Origin of the sequence: Arthrobacter globiformis (assembly GCF_030817195.1) — a bacterium.
In the GTDB taxonomy this organism is placed as follows: Bacteria; Actinomycetota; Actinomycetes; order Actinomycetales; family Micrococcaceae; genus Arthrobacter; species Arthrobacter globiformis_D.
Genome location: NZ_JAUSYZ010000001.1, coordinates 2263401 through 2282978, shown reverse-complemented (window position 1 = coordinate 2282978; position 19578 = coordinate 2263401). Strand labels below are relative to the sequence as shown.

Sequence of the window (19578 nt, the reverse complement as noted above, 5' to 3'; positions counted from 1 at the left end):
GCGCCGACCCCGCCCAGAACCTTAGTAATTCGCCCAACCACGGTGCCCCCAATGCCGGATACAGCAATATTTGATCTATCCGTTACCAAGATATCTAACTCGGCCCTTCGCCGTGATTGGAAGCATATACAGCACTGCTGGCACGCGACCAGAAGATCAAGTCAAATATCCTGCCAGGGGCTTTTATTACGGCTTGCCATCCAGTCCAAGTAAGCCCGGGCGATACCAGACACGTCCCCTGGGGACACTAGAGCACAGGGCCGCAGTCTCCCTGCAAGTTGACGAAATCTTCATTATCGGCGTTCTGCGAGGGACTCGAGAGAAGAGGACCGTCGGAAGCATTGTCTCGGTCCTGGCCTTGCAGCTCAACCGGGGCGTTCGAACCAGTCAGCTCATCTGCGAGAATTGCTCGTCAGCCCTCAGGTGACAAGGGAATGGCTCTGTCCTGTCGGCAGGACGAGTACCCACAGCCCGGCAGTTTCATCAACCGCCGGCAGCATACTGCCCTCGTTTATGAAGCGTGGTGTCTCGTCGACGCTTTCGGACCGCCACCAACCGCTCTGAGGGCAGTGCTCTCCTGTCCTCGCCGTGGCGGGCTGCAGGGATTGGCGTCTTTTCATGGTCTGTTGCTTTCTGCGAAAACTGTCCGGTGTTGAACGTCCGAGACCTTGCGGCTTCGAACGGGCAAGCTGCCGTTGGCAGCTGCGTCGGGGTGCGAACGGCCTGTGAGCCTTGCATCGACCTCTAACGTTGGGGAACGTTCCCAATTTGGTCCCACAATAAAAGGGCCTCCCTGTCCCGTCAAGAGTTTTGCCCTGTAAAAACTTGAACTTACAGTGCACTCAGCTCTTCTAGGGCTTTTTGCACCAGTCAGGAGAGGCGCGACTTCCATGGGGTATTGACGTGCGCCGCATCACATCTCTACACTCGAAACCAGCGCAATTGGGAACGATCCCAAATACTGCCAGAACCCCTCGTTTCGCTCGTAGCTGCCGGGGGTTATCCCGGCCAAGGGTCCGGTACTCAAATTAGACGACAGGAAAATCATGACTCTCAGAATCGGCGTAGACACCGGTGGTACTTTCACCGATCTTTGTGCGTTCGACGAGGCGACAGGACAGGTACATGTTCGTAAGGTCTCGTCGACCCCTGACGATCCCGGACGCGCTATTGTGCTGGGCATCCGGGAACTGCTCGAGCAGATGGGCGGCCGCTCGATTGAAGAGGTTACCTACCTCGCTCATGGCACGACAGTGGGAACGAATGCACTGCTGACTGGGCGCGGCGTGCGCACTGGGCTGATCACCACCAAGGGCTTCCGCGACCTGCTTGAACTCGGACGGGGCCGCCGACCGCATCTTTATGATCTGCAGGCTGACAAGCCGGAGCCTTTTGTTCCGCGTGATCTTCGTCTGGAAGTGACCGAGCGGGTGCGCCACGACGGCCGCATCGAAACGCCGCTGGACCTTGACGAAGTCCGCGCCGCGGTAAAGGAGCTCAAGGAACAGCAGGTTGACTCCGTTGCGGTCTGCCTTCTCTACAGCTACCTTCGCCCGGACCACGAGCAGCAGATCGCCGCTGTCATTGCTGAGGAATTCCCCGAGGTTTTTGTTTCGCTGTCCAGTGATGTTCTACCCGAGTTCCGTGAATACGAACGTCTTTCCACCGTGGTCACCAACGCCTACATCGGCCCCGTGGTGGCGAACTATTTGAGCCGGCTGCGGCAGCGTCTGGCCGAGAACGGGCTGAAGTGTATCCCGCATGTGACTCAGTCCAACGGTGGCATCATTCCGTTCGCAACGGCCGAAAAGATGCCGGTCCGTCTGGTTCTTTCCGGCCCAAGCACCGGTGTTGTCGGCGCAGCTGCTATCACCAGCGCTGCGGGTAGCCCGGACATCATTACCTTCGACATGGGCGGCACGTCTTCTGATGTCTCCCTTGTTCAGAACGGCGAACCCAAGGTCACATCCGGGATGGAGCTGGACGGCCGGCCGATCCGCTCCCCCATGCTGGATATCCACACCGTTGGTGCAGGCGGTGGTTCGATTGCCTGGATTGACAGCGGCAATCACCTGAAGGTCGGCCCGGCAAGCGCCGGCGCCTTCCCCGGCCCGGCCTGTTACGGAAACGGCCAGGACGCCACCGTGACGGACGCCAACGTGGTTCTCCAGGTCCTCAACCCGGAGTACCTGCTCGACGGCCAGCTGAAGATCGACGCCCAGGCTTCCCACCGCGCGGTCAAGGCGATTGCCGATCCGCTCGGCATGAGCGTTCCGGAAGCTGCCCAGGGCATCATCCGAGTTGTCACTGCGAACATGGCACGAGCCATTCGCGTCATCTCGGTACAGCGGGGCTACGATCCACGTGATTACGCTCTTGTTCCGTTCGGTGGTGCCGGCCCGCTTCACGCCTCCCGGCTGGCCATCGAGTTGGGTGTCGACAGGATTGTGGTCCCGGAAACACCAGGTGCCCAGTCCGCGCTCGGCCTGCTGATGACGGATATCCGCAGCGATTTCATGCGTACTCAGATCACGCGCGTGTCCTCTGGCACTGCGGAGGACATCGCCAAGGTATTCACCGAACTCTCCGACCACGCAGCCGAGTGGTTCGAAGAGGAAGGGATTGAAACGGGCCGGCGAAGCATCATCCGTCGGCTGGAAATGCGCTATGCAGGACAGAACTACGAACTTCCTGTCGAACTCCCCCAAGGCCCCATCGACGCTGCGGCAATCACGGCCGTTATCGAAGGCTTTCAGCACGCCCACGACCGAATGTACGGATACAGCGCGCACGACGAAGAGGTGCAGGCAATAACCTTCCGCCTCCAGGCCATCGCTGACGTCCCACGGGCAGAGATCCTCCGCACCGCCCCTTCCGGGCGGAATGCAGAAGACGCCATCGTCGCCAGCCGAAACGTCTACCTCGCCGAAGAAGGCGACTACGTCTCCTGCCCGGTCTACGACAGGCGCCTGCTCGACGTCGGTCACCGCATCGTAGGACCGGCGGTCATCGAGCAGATGGACACCACTACCCTTTTACTTCCCTCCGACGTCTGCGTCGTTGACGACGTACGCAACCTTGTCATTGAAATCCGTAGGAGCCCCAATGAATAACAACACCACGCCACAGCTCGACAGCGTTCTGGTCGAAGTCATCGGCTCCGCCCTTGCCACTGTCGTCGAGGAAATGGGCGAAACCCTTGTCCGCGCCGCCTACTCCACCAACATCAAGGAACGCAGGGACTGCACAGCGTCCCTCTTCGACGCCAAGGGACAGGGCATTGCCCAGGACGAAGGCGGCTCGCCCCTGCACCTCGGTTCACTCATGGGCATCGTCGATGGCATCCTGAGCCGCTACCCGTTGGACGAGATCAAAGACGGTGACACCTTCATCGGCAACGATCCCTTCAGTGGCGGCGGGTCACACCTGCCTGACATCGTCCTGGCCACTCCGGTCTTCGTCGACGGCGTCCTGACCGCCTGGGCGGCAAACCTCGCCCACCACGCCGACTTCGGTGACCGCGGCCACGCACACATCTTCCAGGAGGGCTTGCGCATTCCGCCCGTCCGCCTCATCCGCCAAGGGGTGCTGCAGGAGGAGATGCTCAATCTGATCCTCCTGAACTGCCAGGTTCCGCACGAACGACAGGCCGACCTGCGCGCGCAGCAGGCCGCAAACCGCCTCGCAGTCCAGCGATACAAGGACCTTTGCGAACGCTACGGACGCGAAGTCATGGTCCAGGCCAGCGAAGAACTCCTCGATTACACCGAACGCCGCACCCGGGCAGCCATTTCGGCCATGCCGGACGGCGAGTACTTCTTCCAGGACAAGTTCGACTGCCCCGAACTGGACAACGAACTCGACCTTCAGGTGCGCATCGTGATTGACGGCGAGAACATCTCCTTCGACTTTGACGGCAACCCCCCGCAGGTCCGCGCAAGCGTCAACGTCGTCTGGACTGCCCTGTACGCCTCGGTCTACTACTCACTGAAGAGTCTGATCGACGCCGACATCGTCCCCAACGCGGGTCTCTACCGCCCCGTGAAAATCGAAGCGCCTGTCGGCTCCATCATCAACTGCCAGGAGCCAGCCGCTGTCAATGGCCGCAGCGAAACCTGCCAGCGGATCGTTGACCTCATCCACGGCGCCCTGGCCACAGCCGTCCCGCGGCGGGTCACCGCAGCAAGCAACGGCGCCAACACCGGTGTCCATTTCTCCGGCCGCAACTCCCGCACCGGACGCGAGTTCGTCTACCTGGAGACCATCGGCGGCGGATGCGGAGCCCGTGCCACCAAAGACGGGATGGACGGTGTCCAGGTCCACATGACCAACACCTCCAACCTCCCCGTCGAAAGCCTCGAAACCGAGTACCCACTCGTCATCGACGCATATGAACTCATTCAAAACTCCGGCGGCGGCGGGGAACACCGCGGCGGCCTCGGTATCCGCCGCGCGGTTCGGGTCGAAGATCCCGACATTCACTTCTGGCTTGACACAAGCCGGCAAAAGTCCCGTCCCTGGGGCCTTGACGGTGGACTGGCCGGCGAAGGAGCCCGGGCTGTCCTCAGCGAGGGCGCACGGCCAATCAACCACGGATATACCGTGCTTCAAACCGGCGATCGCGTCTCGATCGAAACAGCCGGAGCCGGAGGCTACGGCGCACCGGAACTAAGGCCCGTGGACGAGGTCGCCCGCGACCTCGCAGAAGGGAAGATTTCAGAGGCGTTCGCCCGGGAGGTCTACCCAGAACAGTTCAGCCAAATCGCCAGCGGCGATTCCTAACCCCGCCCTCACACCTAGGAAATAACATGGCCAATTCAGCCAGCAGTACGGCCCCCGTGCCTTCAGCCACCCGGCGCCGTGTTTTCATCTCGACCATGCTCGGCAACGTCGTCGAGTACTACGACTTCACGTTGTACGGGACCCTGGCCGCGATCATCGCAACCCAGTTCTTCCCTTCCGGCGATTCGACCGCCGCTCTCCTGGCCGTGTACCTCGGCGTCGTCCTCTCTTACGCCATTCGGCCTATCGGAGGGCTGATCCTCGGCCCCCTCGGTGACATCAAGGGACGGAAATTCGTTCTCATCCTGACTATCGCTCTGATGAGCATCGGCACGGCCGGCATCGGGTTCTTGCCAACCTACGCAGCCATCGGCGTGGCAGCACCTGTAATCCTGATGATCTCCCGTCTTCTGCAGGGCGTGGGTGCAAGCGTGGAATACACAACCGCAGCCAACTTCCTTTTCGAGCATGAGCAGGGCCGCCGGCCCAACTTTATTGCGGGCGTGCTGAACTCGACCGCTTCGGTAGGGTCCTTCCTCGCCGCGGGCATGGCCTACTTCCTGAGCGTTATGATGCCCGGCAACGCGTTCGCGGACTGGGGTTGGCGCATCCCGTTCCTGCTTTCCATCCCGATCGCATTCATCGGCGTCTACATGCGCAACCACGTCACCGAAACGCCTGAGTTCGAAAAGGTTCTCAAGGAAGCCGCGACCGAGAAGGTCAAGCAGACCCCTCTGCGTACCGCCCTCCGCTATCACTGGGCAGACATGCTGAAGGTCATCGGTCTGGGCGCGGGCCAGCGCATCGGTTCGTACACGATTCAGGCGTACTTCGTGACGGCGCTCATCACCGCAGGGTTCCCCGCATCCCAGGCATTGCTCGCCTCGATGCTGACTTACGCCGTGGGTCCAATCACGAGCATATGGGGCGGATACCTCGCCGACAGGTTTGGTGCCCGATCGGTATTGCTAACCGGTTATGGACTCTTCGTCATCCTCACCGTGCCGGCGTTTTACGCGATCGGTGAGAAGTCGATCCTCCTGGCGACAGTCAGCGTTATCGGTTTCACTTTGATCAACAACCTTCTGGCGGCACCGCTCAGCGTGGCCTACGTTCTTAGCTTCCCGCCAGAGGTGCGGTCGACGGCGTCGGCGCTGAACTTCAACGTCGGAACGTCATTGATCGGTGCCACGGCCGGCCTTGTCGCCGTATGGTTGTTCTCCGTCACTGGTTCCAACGTGTCGTTTGGCTGGTACATGACCGGCGCATGCGTCGTTTCAATCCTCGTGACACTCTTTGCCCTGCCGAAGGCACTCCGGCACACCCGGCCGGCAATAAGCCTCTCCCCGGCTGAGGCCGTAAGTTAGCTCCGCCCTAAACACGTTCGGTCTCACTCATTGCGAGTGAGACCGAACGCAGTCCCAGAATCCCAGAGCCCCGATAGGTCTCATCCATGATTGGAAACGCAGTGATCATATTGAACGTTCGCCAGGCGGCTGGGACAGCCGTGGTTACGCCTGCCCAGACCCACCAGTAGGAGGTGCCCTGATGGTTGCAACACCCATTCGGACCGCCGTTGTTGGATTCGGAGTGTCGGGCAAGGTTTTCCATGCGCCCCTGATCGCCGCGGACCCGGACTTCTCCCTGGACGCCATTGTCACGGCCAATACGGAACGTGCCGCTGACGCCGCGCGCCTCTACCCCCATGCAGAAGTTTTCCCCGCTGCGGACAAATTGTTTGCTTCCGCAGACGACTTCGACCTAGTGGTCCTCTGCACGCCGCCTTCTACCCATGTGGACCTCGCCTCGGCAGTGATCGCCCATGGGCTGCACCTGGTGGTGGACAAGCCCTTCGTGCCGACCTCGCAGGAAGGCCAGCACCTTCTCAACCTGGCTTCCAGCGCAGGGGTGCAGTTGTCCGTGTTCCAGAACCGTCGGTGGGATGCGGATTTTCTCACCCTTCAACGGCTCGTTCGTGGAGGAGATTTGGGGCAGGTCTACAGCTTTGAATCCCGTTTCGAATGGTGGCGGCCAGAAGGCTTCGGCAACTGGCGCGACGAGGCAACCCCTGATGAGGGCGGTGGCCTCCTTCATGATCTGGGCGCCCACCTGATCGATCAGGCCATCCAGCTGCTTGGCCCGGTCGTCGACACGTACGGCGAAACCGCTAATCATGGGCCTAACCCTGAGGGCGGCGAAAGCGAAGCATTCGTGTCACTGCTGCACGAATCGGGAGTCCGCTCAAGGCTCTGGATGAATGGGGTGGCGGCCAGGCCGGGGCCTCGTTTCCACGTGCTCGGTTCTTCGGCCGGCTACACCAAATGGGGGTTGGACCGTCAGGAGCCGGACCTCGCTGCCGGGGTTCTGCCCACCGATCCTGCCTACGGCGTCGAAAATGAAAACGCGTGGGGCATTCTCGGCACGGGCAGCACGAAAACCCCAGTCCCCGCAGAGCGGGGAGCCTATCCGCGGTTCTACGCGAAACTTGCGAAATCCATCCGCGGCACTGGCCCGCTTCCCGTGGATCCGCGCGAATCCGTTGAAGTGCTACGGATCATCGAAAACATCCACGCTTCCCTTAATGGCCTCTCCTAGAGGTACCAAGCCGGGCTAGCTAACAGACGACACGACGAAGAAAGTAACCAACATGTCCTCCACGTCTCCCCAGAAGCATGTAGTTGTCATCGGCGGCGGTATCCTCGGCGCCTCCACCGCTTTCCACCTCACCAGTGGCGGTGCGAAAGTGACACTCGTGACCGCCGGTACCCTCGCCAACGGAGCGTCCAGCCGTTCAATTGCATGGCTGAACTCCTCCGGTGCCCGTTCGGCCGAGTACCACTACCTGCGGTTACTGGCCATTGACCGCTACCGCACCTGGAGCGCGCACCATCCCGAAAGTCGTGGCTACATCCGATTCAACGGCGCCATGAAATGGGCCGCCCCAGGAAAGACATTCCGGGATACTTACGCAGCTGAACGGTCCCGCGGGTACGAATCCCTTTGGGTCGAGCGGGCCAACGTGGCAGCGATCGCTCCGGATGTGAACGCCGAGGCCGTGGCTGAAGAAGGTGCCATCTTCAATCCCGGTGAGGGCTGGGTGAACATGCCGGACTTCATTCCTGCCCTGGTCGCCGAGGCCGTGGCCAAGGGAGCGGAAGTAATCGAAAATGCCGGAGACGTGCGGGTCAACGTGCAGGATGGGGCCTCGGTCGGTGTGATCCTTGGCAACGGGACACAGGTCTCCGCTGACGAAGTCGTGCTCGCCACCGGCGGTGACGTCCCGGCCCAGCTCGCAGCCCTTGGCGTCACGGTTCTCGACAGGACCCCCGCCGCATTTGTGCTCATCACGGATCCGGTCGACGCAGAAGTCAAGACCGTGCTTAACACCCCGCGCGTGGCCGTACGCCCCACCCCCGACGGACGCCTTGTACTCGACTCGGACTGGGCAGAGCAAACAGTGGTGATCGAGGACGACGGCTCGTTCTCAGTGCCACAGGAGTCGGTGCAGGGCTTGCTGGACGAGGCCTCAAAGGTACTTGCAGGGAACCCCCGACTGACAGCCCACCACGTCGGGGCCGGGCTCAAGCCGATCCCCGGTGACGGCCTGCCCGTCGTCGGACCCATTCCACAGATCCCGGGCCTCTACACGATCTTTAGCCACTCCGGGGCTACTCTAGGTCTGATACTCGGGGAACTGCTGGCCGAAGAGATCCTCACCGGGACTCCCTCCCCCGTACTTAAATCCTTCCGCCCCGACCGCTTTGGTTCCACTGACGGCGCCCCTGAAGCCGTCGGCACAGGGGCCTGGGAGCCCGTAAAGCAATAGAGGCTAAGTACGAATTCTGCAGGGATCAGAGAAGCGGTAGACGCATGGCGTCCACCGCTTCTCTGATCCCTACAGACTAGGGCCGACAAGAAGGAAAAAAATATACTTACCGGGCGTCCGACGCGACGAGAACCGTGATCGCCAGGGTGGAGTAAGTAAAGCCTAGACCGCATCTGGATTTCCGATATTTCCGCTGCGAAGAGGCCGTTACCCGCTTCTCGATGGCCCAAAGCACCAAGGGCTGGCTAGAGTGGTAGGGAGCCTGGTAACGATCCCAAAGGGATCAAGGAGGAACGCGGCAATGGCCCCAGCCATCTCAGAAGCAGTAACGATCATAGAAGTCGCCCAACTCGCGGGGGTATCGAAATCAACGGCGGCAAGGGCACTGGCTGGCAACGGATCCGTCAGCGGTAAGGCCCGGCAAGCTGTCGAAGCAGCCGCGGAAACCCTCGGCTATCAGCCGAACGCCATCGCGAGGAGCATGATCACCGGCAAAACCACAACGATCGGTGTCATCATTCCGGACATCAGCAATCCATTTTTTGCCAACGCCGTGAGAGGCATATCGACGACCGCTCGCGAAGCGGGTTACGACGTGCTCCTCAGCAGCACCGAAGGCGAGCTTGGCTTGGAGCGCAGGGCAGTTTCAGTGCTTGCGGGGAAGAAGGCGGACGGCGTCATTGTCGCCCCGGTCTCGAATGAAGACACAACACACTTGGAGGAGCTGGAGTGCAAAGGAATTGCTGTTACCCTCCTGGACCGCCCGGCACCGAAGGTCACAACCGCGTCCTACGTAGCCCTGGATCACGTCGGCGCCTCCTCCCTGGCAGTACAACACCTGCTTGACCTGGGACACCGAGACATTGGCATTGTTACGGAAGCGACAGCACTCTTACGGGACCAGATCGATCCGGAATCTGCTCCATCGCTACGGCCGTCAACTGCCCGCCTGCTCGGCTACGCCATGGCTCTGCGTGGCGCGGGAATCCGTTACGATCCGGCATTCGTTGCTTCAAGCTCCTACGCACGGCACTCAGCGGGAGACGCAGTGCGTTACCTCCTCCAGTCCAACCCCGGCATCACCGCCCTCTACTGCACGGACGGAGAAATGACCGCCGGCGCATTCGCCGCGCTCCAGGATATGGGCATCGACTGTCCCGGGCACCTATCCTTGGTCGGCTTTGACGACCAGGACTGGACCACTTTGGTGCGTCCCCGTCTGACTGTCGTGGAACAACCCAGCTATCAGCTAGGTCGGACGGCATTCAAAGAATTGAGTGCTTCCATGCTCACCCCGAACGAAAGGCGACGCCACCGCACCCTCACGGGTCGCTTGGTGGTGCGCGAGTCCACGGCCAGAAGCCGCTTCGCATGACACCAACATTTCGAGCGGAATGCTCAGGCTAACGGCAATTCCAATTCTTTTTTTGGTGTCTGCTCTGAAGTACACCCCAACCTGACGTCAGGCGGCCACGCAAAAGCCGTCAGTTTTCGGTCCCTACTCCTTAATGCTGACGCGCTACTCCTTAATGCTGACGCGCTCTTGCGAAGGTCCTAGATTTCAAGCTGACTTTTCTGGCTTGTTCCGGCAGCCGGCCGACGGCGGGACCTAGGTGTGGGTTTGGGTCGCTGAGATTGTGTCGGTGCATCACCGTTCCGTCATCTATTCGTCCAGCAGGTTGGACATGAAGGAATATGAAAGTCCAGCCAGGCGGATACCTCACTTCCGGACGTCGCGCCCAAAAAACCTCCACTGCATCATGCAGTCGACGCCGAAGGTAACCATGAACAGGCAACGACGCGAAACCAGAGATGCAGGCATGAAAGGCGGCGTGAGCTTCATGAGTCAAATGCACGGCAATGCCGGCTCTCAGTCGGTCACGGCAATGCGCCCCCAGAGCATCTGCGGGAGTCTGGCGGAACCGATTCCCGAACAACTCGGCACAAGTCATGGCGCCCTCCCCCCGAACCGACCATGAAGAAGCAGCAAAGCCACCACGAACCGAGAAGGAGAAGCCTGGTGAAAACCCAACAACCAAGAAAGGTAACCCGACCAGACGTTTTTTCTCAGGTCATGTTGCCCCACCCAGTCACGCCCATGAAACAAGTAACAAGCACCAAGACGGCCAACCAGGGAACGAAGGAGCCAGCCCGCCACACCACCGGCCACCAATGAAAAAGGCCCCCGGAGGGGCCCTTCACAACACAATTTGTCCACACTCAGAGGCTGAAAAGCCTCTGAACAGGGGAAATACTGTGCCCGAGGTGGGACTCGAACCCACACACCTTTCGATACCGCATTTTGAGTGCGGCGCGTCTGCCAATTCCGCCACTCGGGCGCGGAGTACACGGAGTAACAATCGTAGGCTCACAGCGAAGTGTGATCAACGCAGCCACTACCAGTGCGCGGATTTACTCTACATGCAGATAGGCTAAAACCAGAATCGCGCCACCGCCGTCGCAACAAGCCATGCCGATCCAAGTACAAGCGCGGGGCCCAACTAAGATAGTCATAGTCCCGCCGTACCTTTTCAAGGAGATCCCGTGTCAGAACCGACGGAGTCAAACAAAACGTCCCAGCCGGCGCGCCGCGTAGTTGTGGCCGAAGACGAAACCCTCATCCGCCTGGACATCATCGAAATCCTGCGCGGCGAAGGCTACGACGTCATCGGCGAGGCCGACAACGGCGAGAAGGCCGTGCAGCTGGCCGAGGAGCTCAAGCCGGACCTGGTCCTCATGGACGTCAAGATGCCCGTCATGGACGGCATCTCCGCGGCCGAGAAGATCGTCAAGGCCCGCATCGCCCCCGTGGTGCTCCTGACTGCCTTCAGCCAGAAGGAACTCGTTGAGCGCGCCCGCGACGCCGGCGCCATGGCCTACGTGGTGAAGCCGTTCACGCCCGCCGACCTGATCCCCGCGCTGGAGATCGCGCTGTCCCGCCACGAGGAGATCAAGGCCCTCGAAAGCGAGGTGACCGATCTGCAGGAGCAGTTCGCCACCCGCAAGCTCGTGGAACGCGCCAAGAGCCTGCTGACCACCAAGATGGGCCTGACGGAGCCGGAGGCCTTCCGCTGGATCCAGAAGACCTCGATGGACCGCCGCCTCAGCATGCGCGAAGTGGCCGAGACCATCATCAACCAGGTCAACTAGCCAAAATAGCTGCAAGACCAGAAGGACCCCCGGACGAACGCCGGGGGTTCTTCTGTTTTCCCCGAAACCGGAGCGGAAACCGGGCAACAAAAAGGAGGACCCCCGCCACCGGTGAAACGGTCGCGGGGATCCTCCCTTTCAGGTTCGGCTACTCAGCAGGAGCTGCTGCAGCCTTGTCCTTGTTCTTCTTCTTCTTTTCCGGCCACGGGCCGAGCTTTTCCTTCTTCTCGGTGGCCTCGCCCAAGCGGGGCGTATCGGCGAGGTCGCCCACCTTGTGGACCTTCAGCGAGTTGGTCGAGCCGGCCTTCCCGGGAGGGGAACCGGCAGCGATGACCACGAGGTCGCCGTCTTCCACCAGTCCCATGTCCAGCAGGCTGCGGTCAACCTGTGCGGTCATTTCATCCGTGTGGCCCACCATGGCAACCAGCTGCGGCTGGATTCCCCAGGTCAGTGCCAGCTGGTTCCACACCTGCTCAACCGGAGTGAACGCGAAAACCGGCTTGATAGGGCGGAGGCGGGACAGGCGGCGTGCCGAGTCACCGGACTGCGTGAACGTACAGATGTACTTGGCGTCCAGCTGGTCGGCGATTTCGACGGCGGCACGGGTGATCGCGCCACCACGGGTCTTGGGCTTGGTGCCCAGCGGGGGGACGCGCTCCAGGCCGTGCTCCTCGGTGGACTCGATGATCCGGGCCATGGTCTTGACCGTCTCGATCGGGTACTTGCCCACGCTGGTCTCGCCGGAGAGCATGACCGCGTCGGCGCCGTCGAGCACGGCGTTGGCGCAGTCGGAGGCCTCCGCACGGGTGGGGCGCGGGTTGTCGATCATGGACTCGAGGACCTGGGTGGCCACGATGACCGGCTTGGCCCAGCGGCGTGCCAGTTCAATGGCGCGCTTCTGCACGATCGGCACTTCCTCCAGCGGAAGCTCCACACCGAGGTCGCCACGGGCCACCATGATCGCGTCGAACGCGTCGATGATCTCGTGGAGCTGTTCCACGGCCTGGGGCTTTTCGATCTTGGCGATCACAGGAACGCGGCGGCCTTCTTCGTCCATGATCTCGTGGACGCGCTTGATGTCGCCGGCGTCACGGACGAAGGACAGTGCGACGAGGTCCACGCCGCGGCGGATGGCCCAGCGCAGGTCGTCCTCATCCTTTTCGCTCAGTGCAGGGACGTTGACGGCAACGCCCGGGAGGTTGATGCCCTTGTTGTTGGACACGAAGCCGCCCACGGTCACCTTGGCGACAACCTTGACGTCGTCCACCTCGATGGCGCGCAGCGCCACCTTGCCGTCGTCGATCAGCAGGGCGTCGCCCGGGTTGACGTCCTCGGTGAGGCTCTTGAGCGTGGTGGAGCAGATGTCCTTGGTGCCGGGTACGTCTTCAGTGGTGATCGTGAAGATGTCCCCCACGGCCAGCTGGTGCGGGCCGTCGACGAAGCGGCCCAGGCGGATCTTGGGTCCCTGCAGGTCGGCCATGATGGCGACGGCCTTGCCCAGGTCGGACGCCGCCTTGCGGACGTTCTCATAGGTGTTGTCATGCACGGAGTAGTCACCGTGGCTCATGTTCATACGGGCTACATCAACGCCGGCTTCCAGCACCGCGAGGGTGTTTTCATAGCTGGCAATGGCCGGTCCGAAGGTGGCCACAATCTTTGCGCGTCTCATATACCTACCCTATTTGTCACTTGCATTGGTTAAGTTGTCGCGGAGATGAATTCCATCTCCGCCTTGGCGCTATAGGAAGACTCGCTACAGGACGGCTATGGCACGGTCCGTCGGAGCGACAGGAGCAGGAAGGATGGTGCTTCCCATCAGGAACTTGTCCACCGCCGCAGCGGCGGCACGGCCCTCGGCGATGGCCCACACGATCAGGGACTGTCCGCGGCCGGCATCGCCTGCCACGAAGACACCCTCCGTGTTGGTCATGTAGTAGCCGTCGCGGGCCACGTTGCCGCGGCCGTCGAACGCGGCGTTGACCTGCTCGGTGATGCCGGCCGGCTCGGCTCCGGTGAAGCCGAGGGACAGGAACACCAGGTCGGCGGGGATGATCCGTTCGGTGCCGGCCTTGGGGAGGCGCTTGCCGTCCACGAATTCGGTCTCTGCAACCTTGACGCCGGTCAGCTTGCCGTCCTCGCCCACGAACTCAACGGTGGAGGCGAGGTACGTGCGCTCACCGCCTTCCTCGTGGGCGCTGGCCACCTCGAAGAGGGTGGGGAACGTCGGCCACGGCTGGTGGCCGGCGCGTTCCAGCGGCGGCTGCTTGCCGATGGCCAGCGTGGTCACCGACGCTGCCTGGTGGCGGTGTGCCGTACCGATGCAGTCCGCACCGGTGTCGCCGCCGCCGAGGATGACGACGTGCTTGCCGCGGGCGTCGATGTGGTTCTCCGGGGACTCCCCTGCCACCATGCGGTTGGACGGGACCAGGTAATCCATGGCGAAGTGCACGCCTTCGAGGTCGCGGCCCGGGATGGGAAGGTCACGCGGCACGGTGGCACCGGTGGCGATGACCACGGCGTCGTAGCGGCGGCGCAGCTGCTCCCAGGTGACGTCCGTACCGACGGCGACGCCGGTGCGGAAGCGCGTGCCTTCGGCCTTCATCTGCTCGAGCCGGCGGTCCACCTGCTCTTTTTCCATCTTGAAGTCGGGGATGCCGTAGCGCAGCAGGCCGCCGATCTTGTCGTCGCGTTCGTAGACGGCCACGGTGTGGCCGACCCGGGTCAGCTGCTGTGCAGCCGCCAGGCCGGCAGGGCCGGAACCGACGACGGCGACCGTTTTGCCGGTGAGGCGGTGTGGGGGCAGCGGGTTGACCCAGCCGTTCTCGAAGGCCTCATCGATGATGGAAACCTCCACCTGCTTGATGGTCACGGCGGGCTGGTTGATGCCCAGCACGCAGGACGCCTCGCACGGGGCAGGGCAGAGCCGGCCGGTCCATTCGGGGAAGTTGTTGGTGGCGTGCAGCCGCTCAATCGCTTCCTCGCCCTTGTCCCGCCACATGAGGTCGTTCCACTCGGGAATCAGATTCCCCAGCGGGCAGCCCTGGTGGCAGAACGGCACACCGCAGTCCATGCAGCGGCCGGCCTGGCTCCTCAGGACACCCTTTTCCTGAGCCTCGTAAACTTCCTTCCAGTCCATGATGCGGACGGGAACGGGACGGCGCGGCTGGGTTTCACGCTGACGTACTTTCAGAAATCCGCGTGGATCAGCCACCGGTCACCTCCAGGATTCGAGACCAAACTTCTTCGCCGTCGGGGTCAAGGCCCTCTTCGATGGCGTCAAGACGGGTTTGCAGCACTGCGGCATAGTCGCGCGGCAGCACCTTGGTAATGCGGGCAGCGGTGTCGTCGAAGTTGTCGAGCAGACGCGCGGCCAGCTGGGATTCGGTTTCCTCCACGTGCTTGACCAGCAGGCCGTGGACGATGTCGCGGTCCTCGGCGTCCAGCTCAAGGAGCTGGAGTTCGCCGGACTGCAGGGCTTCCTTGTTGACCCGGGCGGTGTCCAGGTCCAGCACGTAGGCCGTACCGCCGGACATGCCCGCGCCGAAGTTGCGGCCGGTGCGGCCGATGATCAGCGTCTGGCCACCGGTCATGTACTCACAGCCGTGGTCGCCGATGCCTTCAACAACCGCGGTGGCGCCCGAGTTGCGGACCAGGAAGCGTTCGCCCACCTGCCCGCGCAGGAACAGCTCGCCGCTCGTCGCGCCGTAGCCGATCACGTTGCCGGCCACGACGTTGCGCTCGGCCTGGAACACGTTGGAGCGGTCCGGGCGGACGATGATCCGGCCACCGGAGAGGCCCTTGCCGACGTAGTCGTTGGAGTCGCCGTACAGGCGCAGCGTGATGCCGGCAGGCAGGAAGGCGCCCAGCGACTGGCCGGCGGTGCCGTTCAGCGTGATGTCGATGGTGTCCGTGGCCAGCACGTCCGTGCCGAACGTCTTCGTGACGACGTGGCCCAGCATGGTGCCCACCGAACGGTCGGTGTTGATGACGTCAACGGTGATCTTCACCGGGGCACGGTCGGTCAGCGCCTCGGCGGCCATGGTGATGAGCCGCTGGTCGAAGTGCTTATCCAGCTCGTGGTTCTGGCCGGTCAGGTTCCGCAGCGGGGCGTCGTCGTCGAACTCGAGGCCGTGCAGGATCGGATCCAGGTCCAGGCCCTCGGCCTTCCAGTGACTGATGGCCTCCTGGGTGTCCAGCATTTCGGCGTGGCCGATCGCTTCCTCGATGCTTCGGAAACCGAGCTCCGCGAGGATCTCGCGGACTTCCTCGGCCAGGAACTCGAAGAAGTTCACCACGAACTCCGGCTTGCCGCTGAAGCGGGCGCGCAGCTCGGGGTTCTGCGTGGCAACACCCACCGGGCAGGTGTCCAGGTGGCAGACGCGCATCATGATGCAGCCCTCAACCACCAGCGGTGCCGTGGCGAAGCCGAATTCCTCGCCGCCGAGCAGCGCGGCAATGACGACGTCGCGGCCGGTCTTGAGCTGGCCGTCCACCTGCACCACCACGCGGTCGCGCAGGCCGTTGAGCATGAGGGTCTGCTGGGTCTCTGCGAGACCCAGCTCCCACGGCACACCGGCATGCTTGAGCGAGTTCAGCGGCGAGGCGCCGGTACCGCCATCGTGCCCGGAAACAAGCACGACGTCGGCCTTGGCCTTGGTAACGCCGGCGGCAACTGTGCCGATGCCCACCTCAGAGACGAGCTTGACGTGCACCCGGGCGGAGGGGTTCGCGCGCTTGGCATCGTAGATGAGCTGCGCGAGGTCCTCGATCGAGTAGATGTCGTGGTGCGGGGGCGGGGAGATGAGCCCGACGCCGGGGGTCGAGTGGCGCGTCCGGGCAACCCAGGGGTACACCTTCTGCGCCATCAGCTGGCCGCCTTCGCCGGGCTTGGCGCCCTGGGCCATCTTGATCTGGATGTCGTCCGCGTTGGTCAGGTACAGGCTCGTGACGCCGAAGCGGCCCGAGGCGATCTGCTTGACGGCGGACCGGCGCTCGGGATCCAGCAGGCGGTCCACGTCCTCGCCGCCCTCACCGGTATTGGACTTGCCGCCCAGCCGGTTCATGGCGATTGCGAGGGTCTCGTGGGCCTCCTTGGAGATGGAGCCGTAGCTCATGGCACCCGTGGAGAAGCGCTTGACGATGCTGGAGACCGGCTCGACTTCCTCGAGCGGCACGGCAGGGCGTACGCCGTCCTTGAACTTGAGCAGACCGCGCAGGGTCATCAGGTTCTCGGACTGGTCGTCCACGCCCTTGGTGTAGGCCTTGAAGATGTCGTAGCGGCGCTCACGCGTGGCGTGCTGCAGCCGGAAAACGGTCTCCGGGTTGAAGAGGTGCGGTTCGCCGTCGCGGCGCCACTGGTACTCACCGCCGCCCAGCAGGGGCCGGTGCGGCTGTTCGATGCCGCCCTCCGGGTAGGCCATCTGGTGCCGCGCGGAAACCTCGGCCGCGATGACGTCCAGGCCCACACCACCCAGCTGGGAATGCGTGCCGGCGAAGAATTCATCCACCAGCTCCTGGCCCAGGCCCAGCGCTTCGAACGTCTGGGCGCCGGTGTAGGACGCCACGGTGGAGATGCCCATCTTGGACATGATCTTTAGGACACCCTTGCCGAGGCCCTTGATCAGGTTGTAGACGCCGTCCTGCGGGGTCACGCCCACCACGTCGCCGGCAGCGATGAGCTGCTCGACGGATTCCATGGCTAGGTACGGGTTCACGGCGGACGCGCCGTAGCCCACGAGGACAGCCACATGGTGCGTTTCGCGGACGTCGCCGGCCTCGACCACCAGGGCGGTCTTGGTGCGGTTGGCGCTTCGCAGCAGGTGGTGGTGCACGGCGCTGACCAGCAGCAGGGACGGGATCGGGGCCCACTGGGCGTTCGAGTCGCGGTCGGAGAGGACCACGTATTGCACGCCGCGGTTGATGGCGCCGGACACCTGCTCGCAAATTTCGGTGAGCCGGGCGCGCAGCGCGTTCTCGCCGCCCTCGGGGCGGTAAAGGCCGCGGACCTTCATGGCCACACGATTGCCTTCGGCGTCCTCGATGTTGGCGATCTTGGCGAGCTGGTCGTTGTTGATCACCGGGAACGGCAGGGAGACCTGTGGCTGGCGTACCTGCTTGGTGTCCAGGAGGTTGCCGTTGGGGCCGATGGCGCAGGTCAGGGAGGTGACCAGCTCCTCACGGATGGCGTCCAGCGGCGGGTTTGTGACCTGGGCAAAGGACTGCACGAAGTAGTCGAAGAGCAGGCGGGGGCGCTTGGACAGCACGGCGACCGGGGTGTCGGAGCCCATTGCGCCCAGCGGTTCGGCACCTGTGCGGGCCATCGGGCCCAGCAGGATCTTCAGCTCTTCGGTGGTGTAGCCGAAGGTCCGCTGGCGGATGTTCACGGACGCAGCGGTGTGCACCACGTGCTCGCGTTCCGGCAGTTCGTTGAGGTCGATCAGGTTGTCCTTGACCCACTCGGCCCAGGGGTTCGCCGCGGCAACTTCCGCCTTGACCTCTTCATCGCCGATGATGCGGCCGGCCTCGGTGTCCACCAGGAACATCTTGCCCGGCGAGACGCGGCCCTTCTTGACCACCTTGGAGGGTTCGACGTCGATGACGCCCACCTCGGAGGCGAAGACGACCAGGCCGTCTTCGGTGATCCAGTACCGTCCGGGCCGCAGGCCGTTGCGGTCCAGGGTGGCGCCCACGAGGGCTCCGTCGGTGAACGAGACGGCGGCAGGGCCGTCCCAGGGTTCCATCAGGAGGGAGTGGTACTCATAGAAAGCACGGCGTGCGGGATCCATTGTGGCGTGGTTTTCCCAGGCCTCGGGGATCATCATCATGATGGCGTGCGTGATGGGGCGGCCGGAGAGCCACAGCAGTTCGGCCACTTCGTCGAAGGACGCGGAGTCGGACGCGCCGGGCGTGCAGATCGGGAACAGCTCTTCCGGCGAGTCGCCCAGCAGCGGGTTGGCGAGCTGGGACTGGCGGGCGCGCATCCAGTTCCGGTTGCCCTTGACGGTGTTGATTTCACCGTTGTGGGCGATGGTGCGGAACGGCTGGGCCAGCGGCCAGGACGGGAAGGTGTTGGTGGAGAAGCGCGAGTGGACGATCGCCAGCTTGGTCTTGAAACGCTTGTCCGAAAGGTCCGGGTAGAACGGCTCCAGCTGGGCCGTGGTCAGCATGCCCTTGTAGACGATGGTCCGGGAGGACAGCGACGGGAAGTAGACGCCGAACTTGTTCTGGGCGCGCTTGCGGATGCGCCAGGCGCGGCCGTCCAGGTCGTTGCGGTCCAGCTGCTCGCCGGTTGCCGAGGCGAAGAACGGCTGCGAGAAGTACGGCATGCAGGCGCGCGCCATCGCACCGACCAGGTCGGCGACGACGGGAACCTCGCGCCAGCCCAGGACGGTCAGTCCTTCGTCGGCGGCCAGACCCTCAATGCCAGCCTTCGCCGCGTCAGCCTCGCGCTGCTCAGCGGGCAGGAAGGCGGTGCCCACCACGTACTGGCCGGGGGCCGGAAGTTCGAATTCGGTGACGGCACGGAAGAACTCGTCCGGCACCTGCATCAGGAGACCGGCGCCATCACCCGTTCCCTCATCGGCGCCGACGGCACCGCGGTGCTCGAGGTTGCGCAGGGCCGTAAGGGCGGCGTCGACAATGTCGTAGCCGGGCTCACCGCGCAGGGTGGCGATGATCGCAAGACCGCAGGCGTCCTTCTCCTGCTCCGGGTTGTAGAGCCCGGATGCCTCGGGGAGCGCCGCGAACCGCTTGAACGGCGACATGGCGGCGTCCGGCTGGTTCGGTTCGGACCAGCTGGGGCTTGAAAGAGTTTGGGTCAT

General features: G+C 63.1%; 10 protein-coding genes and 1 tRNA gene. 7 read left to right on the top strand and 4 right to left on the bottom strand.

All coding sequences use genetic code 11. From position 1 onward, the window contains the following. Nucleotides 1-1046 precede the first annotated feature (1046 nt). The 6 genes from QF036_RS10295 (at nt 1047) to QF036_RS10270 (ending at nt 9983) form a co-directional block, all read left to right on the top strand. Entirely contained in the window at nt 1047-3113 is a 2067-nt protein-coding gene (locus QF036_RS10295; protein WP_307101491.1) for a hydantoinase/oxoprolinase family protein, read from the top strand. Further along, entirely contained in the window at nt 3106-4782 is a 1677-nt protein-coding gene (locus tag QF036_RS10290; RefSeq protein ID WP_307101490.1) for a hydantoinase B/oxoprolinase family protein, read from the top strand. The genes QF036_RS10295 and QF036_RS10290 overlap by 8 nt, the downstream gene beginning before the upstream one ends. Nucleotides 4783-4808: 26 nt before the next feature. Next, nucleotides 4809-6149, top strand: a complete 1341-nt coding sequence (locus QF036_RS10285; protein WP_307101487.1) for an MFS transporter — start codon at nt 4809-4811, stop codon at nt 6147-6149. A gap of 181 nt (nt 6150-6330) precedes the next feature. Continuing rightward, nucleotides 6331-7377, top strand: coding sequence for a Gfo/Idh/MocA family protein (locus QF036_RS10280; protein WP_307101485.1), 1047 nt, complete (start codon nt 6331-6333; stop codon nt 7375-7377). A 52-nt stretch (nt 7378-7429) separates the two neighbouring features. Further along, nucleotides 7430-8608, top strand: a complete 1179-nt coding sequence (locus QF036_RS10275; protein WP_307101484.1) for an NAD(P)/FAD-dependent oxidoreductase — start codon at nt 7430-7432, stop codon at nt 8606-8608. A gap of 301 nt (nt 8609-8909) precedes the next feature. Next, nucleotides 8910-9983: a LacI family DNA-binding transcriptional regulator gene (locus tag QF036_RS10270; protein WP_307101482.1), complete on the top strand. Its 1074-nt coding sequence runs from the start codon at nt 8910-8912 to the stop codon at nt 9981-9983. 882 nt (nt 9984-10865) lie between these two features. Here the strand turns inward: QF036_RS10270 and QF036_RS10265 are convergent. Next, a tRNA-Leu gene (locus tag QF036_RS10265) sits at nt 10866-10947 on the bottom strand. Between the two features lie 205 nt (nt 10948-11152). Between QF036_RS10265 and QF036_RS10260 the strand changes: the two genes are divergently transcribed. After that, complete coding sequence (locus QF036_RS10260; RefSeq protein WP_003800911.1) at nt 11153-11758, top strand: ANTAR domain-containing response regulator; 606 nt, start codon at nt 11153-11155, stop codon at nt 11756-11758. A 148-nt stretch (nt 11759-11906) separates the two neighbouring features. On the opposite strand, the gene pyk is transcribed toward QF036_RS10260, so the two are convergent. The 3 genes from pyk to gltB all read right to left on the bottom strand — a co-directional run bounded on the left by pyk (nt 11907) and on the right by gltB (nt 19578). Next, on the bottom strand, nt 11907-13427 hold the full coding sequence (gene pyk / locus QF036_RS10255; protein WP_307101479.1) for a pyruvate kinase: 1521 nt from the start codon (nt 13425-13427) through the stop codon (nt 11907-11909). A gap of 84 nt (nt 13428-13511) precedes the next feature. After that, a complete protein-coding gene (locus tag QF036_RS10250; RefSeq protein ID WP_307101477.1) occupies nt 13512-14969 on the bottom strand; it encodes a glutamate synthase subunit beta in 1458 nt (485 codons plus the stop codon). Continuing rightward, nucleotides 14962-19578, bottom strand: a complete 4617-nt coding sequence (gene gltB / locus QF036_RS10245; RefSeq protein WP_307101476.1) for a glutamate synthase large subunit — start codon at nt 19576-19578, stop codon at nt 14962-14964. The genes QF036_RS10250 and gltB overlap by 8 nt, the downstream gene beginning before the upstream one ends.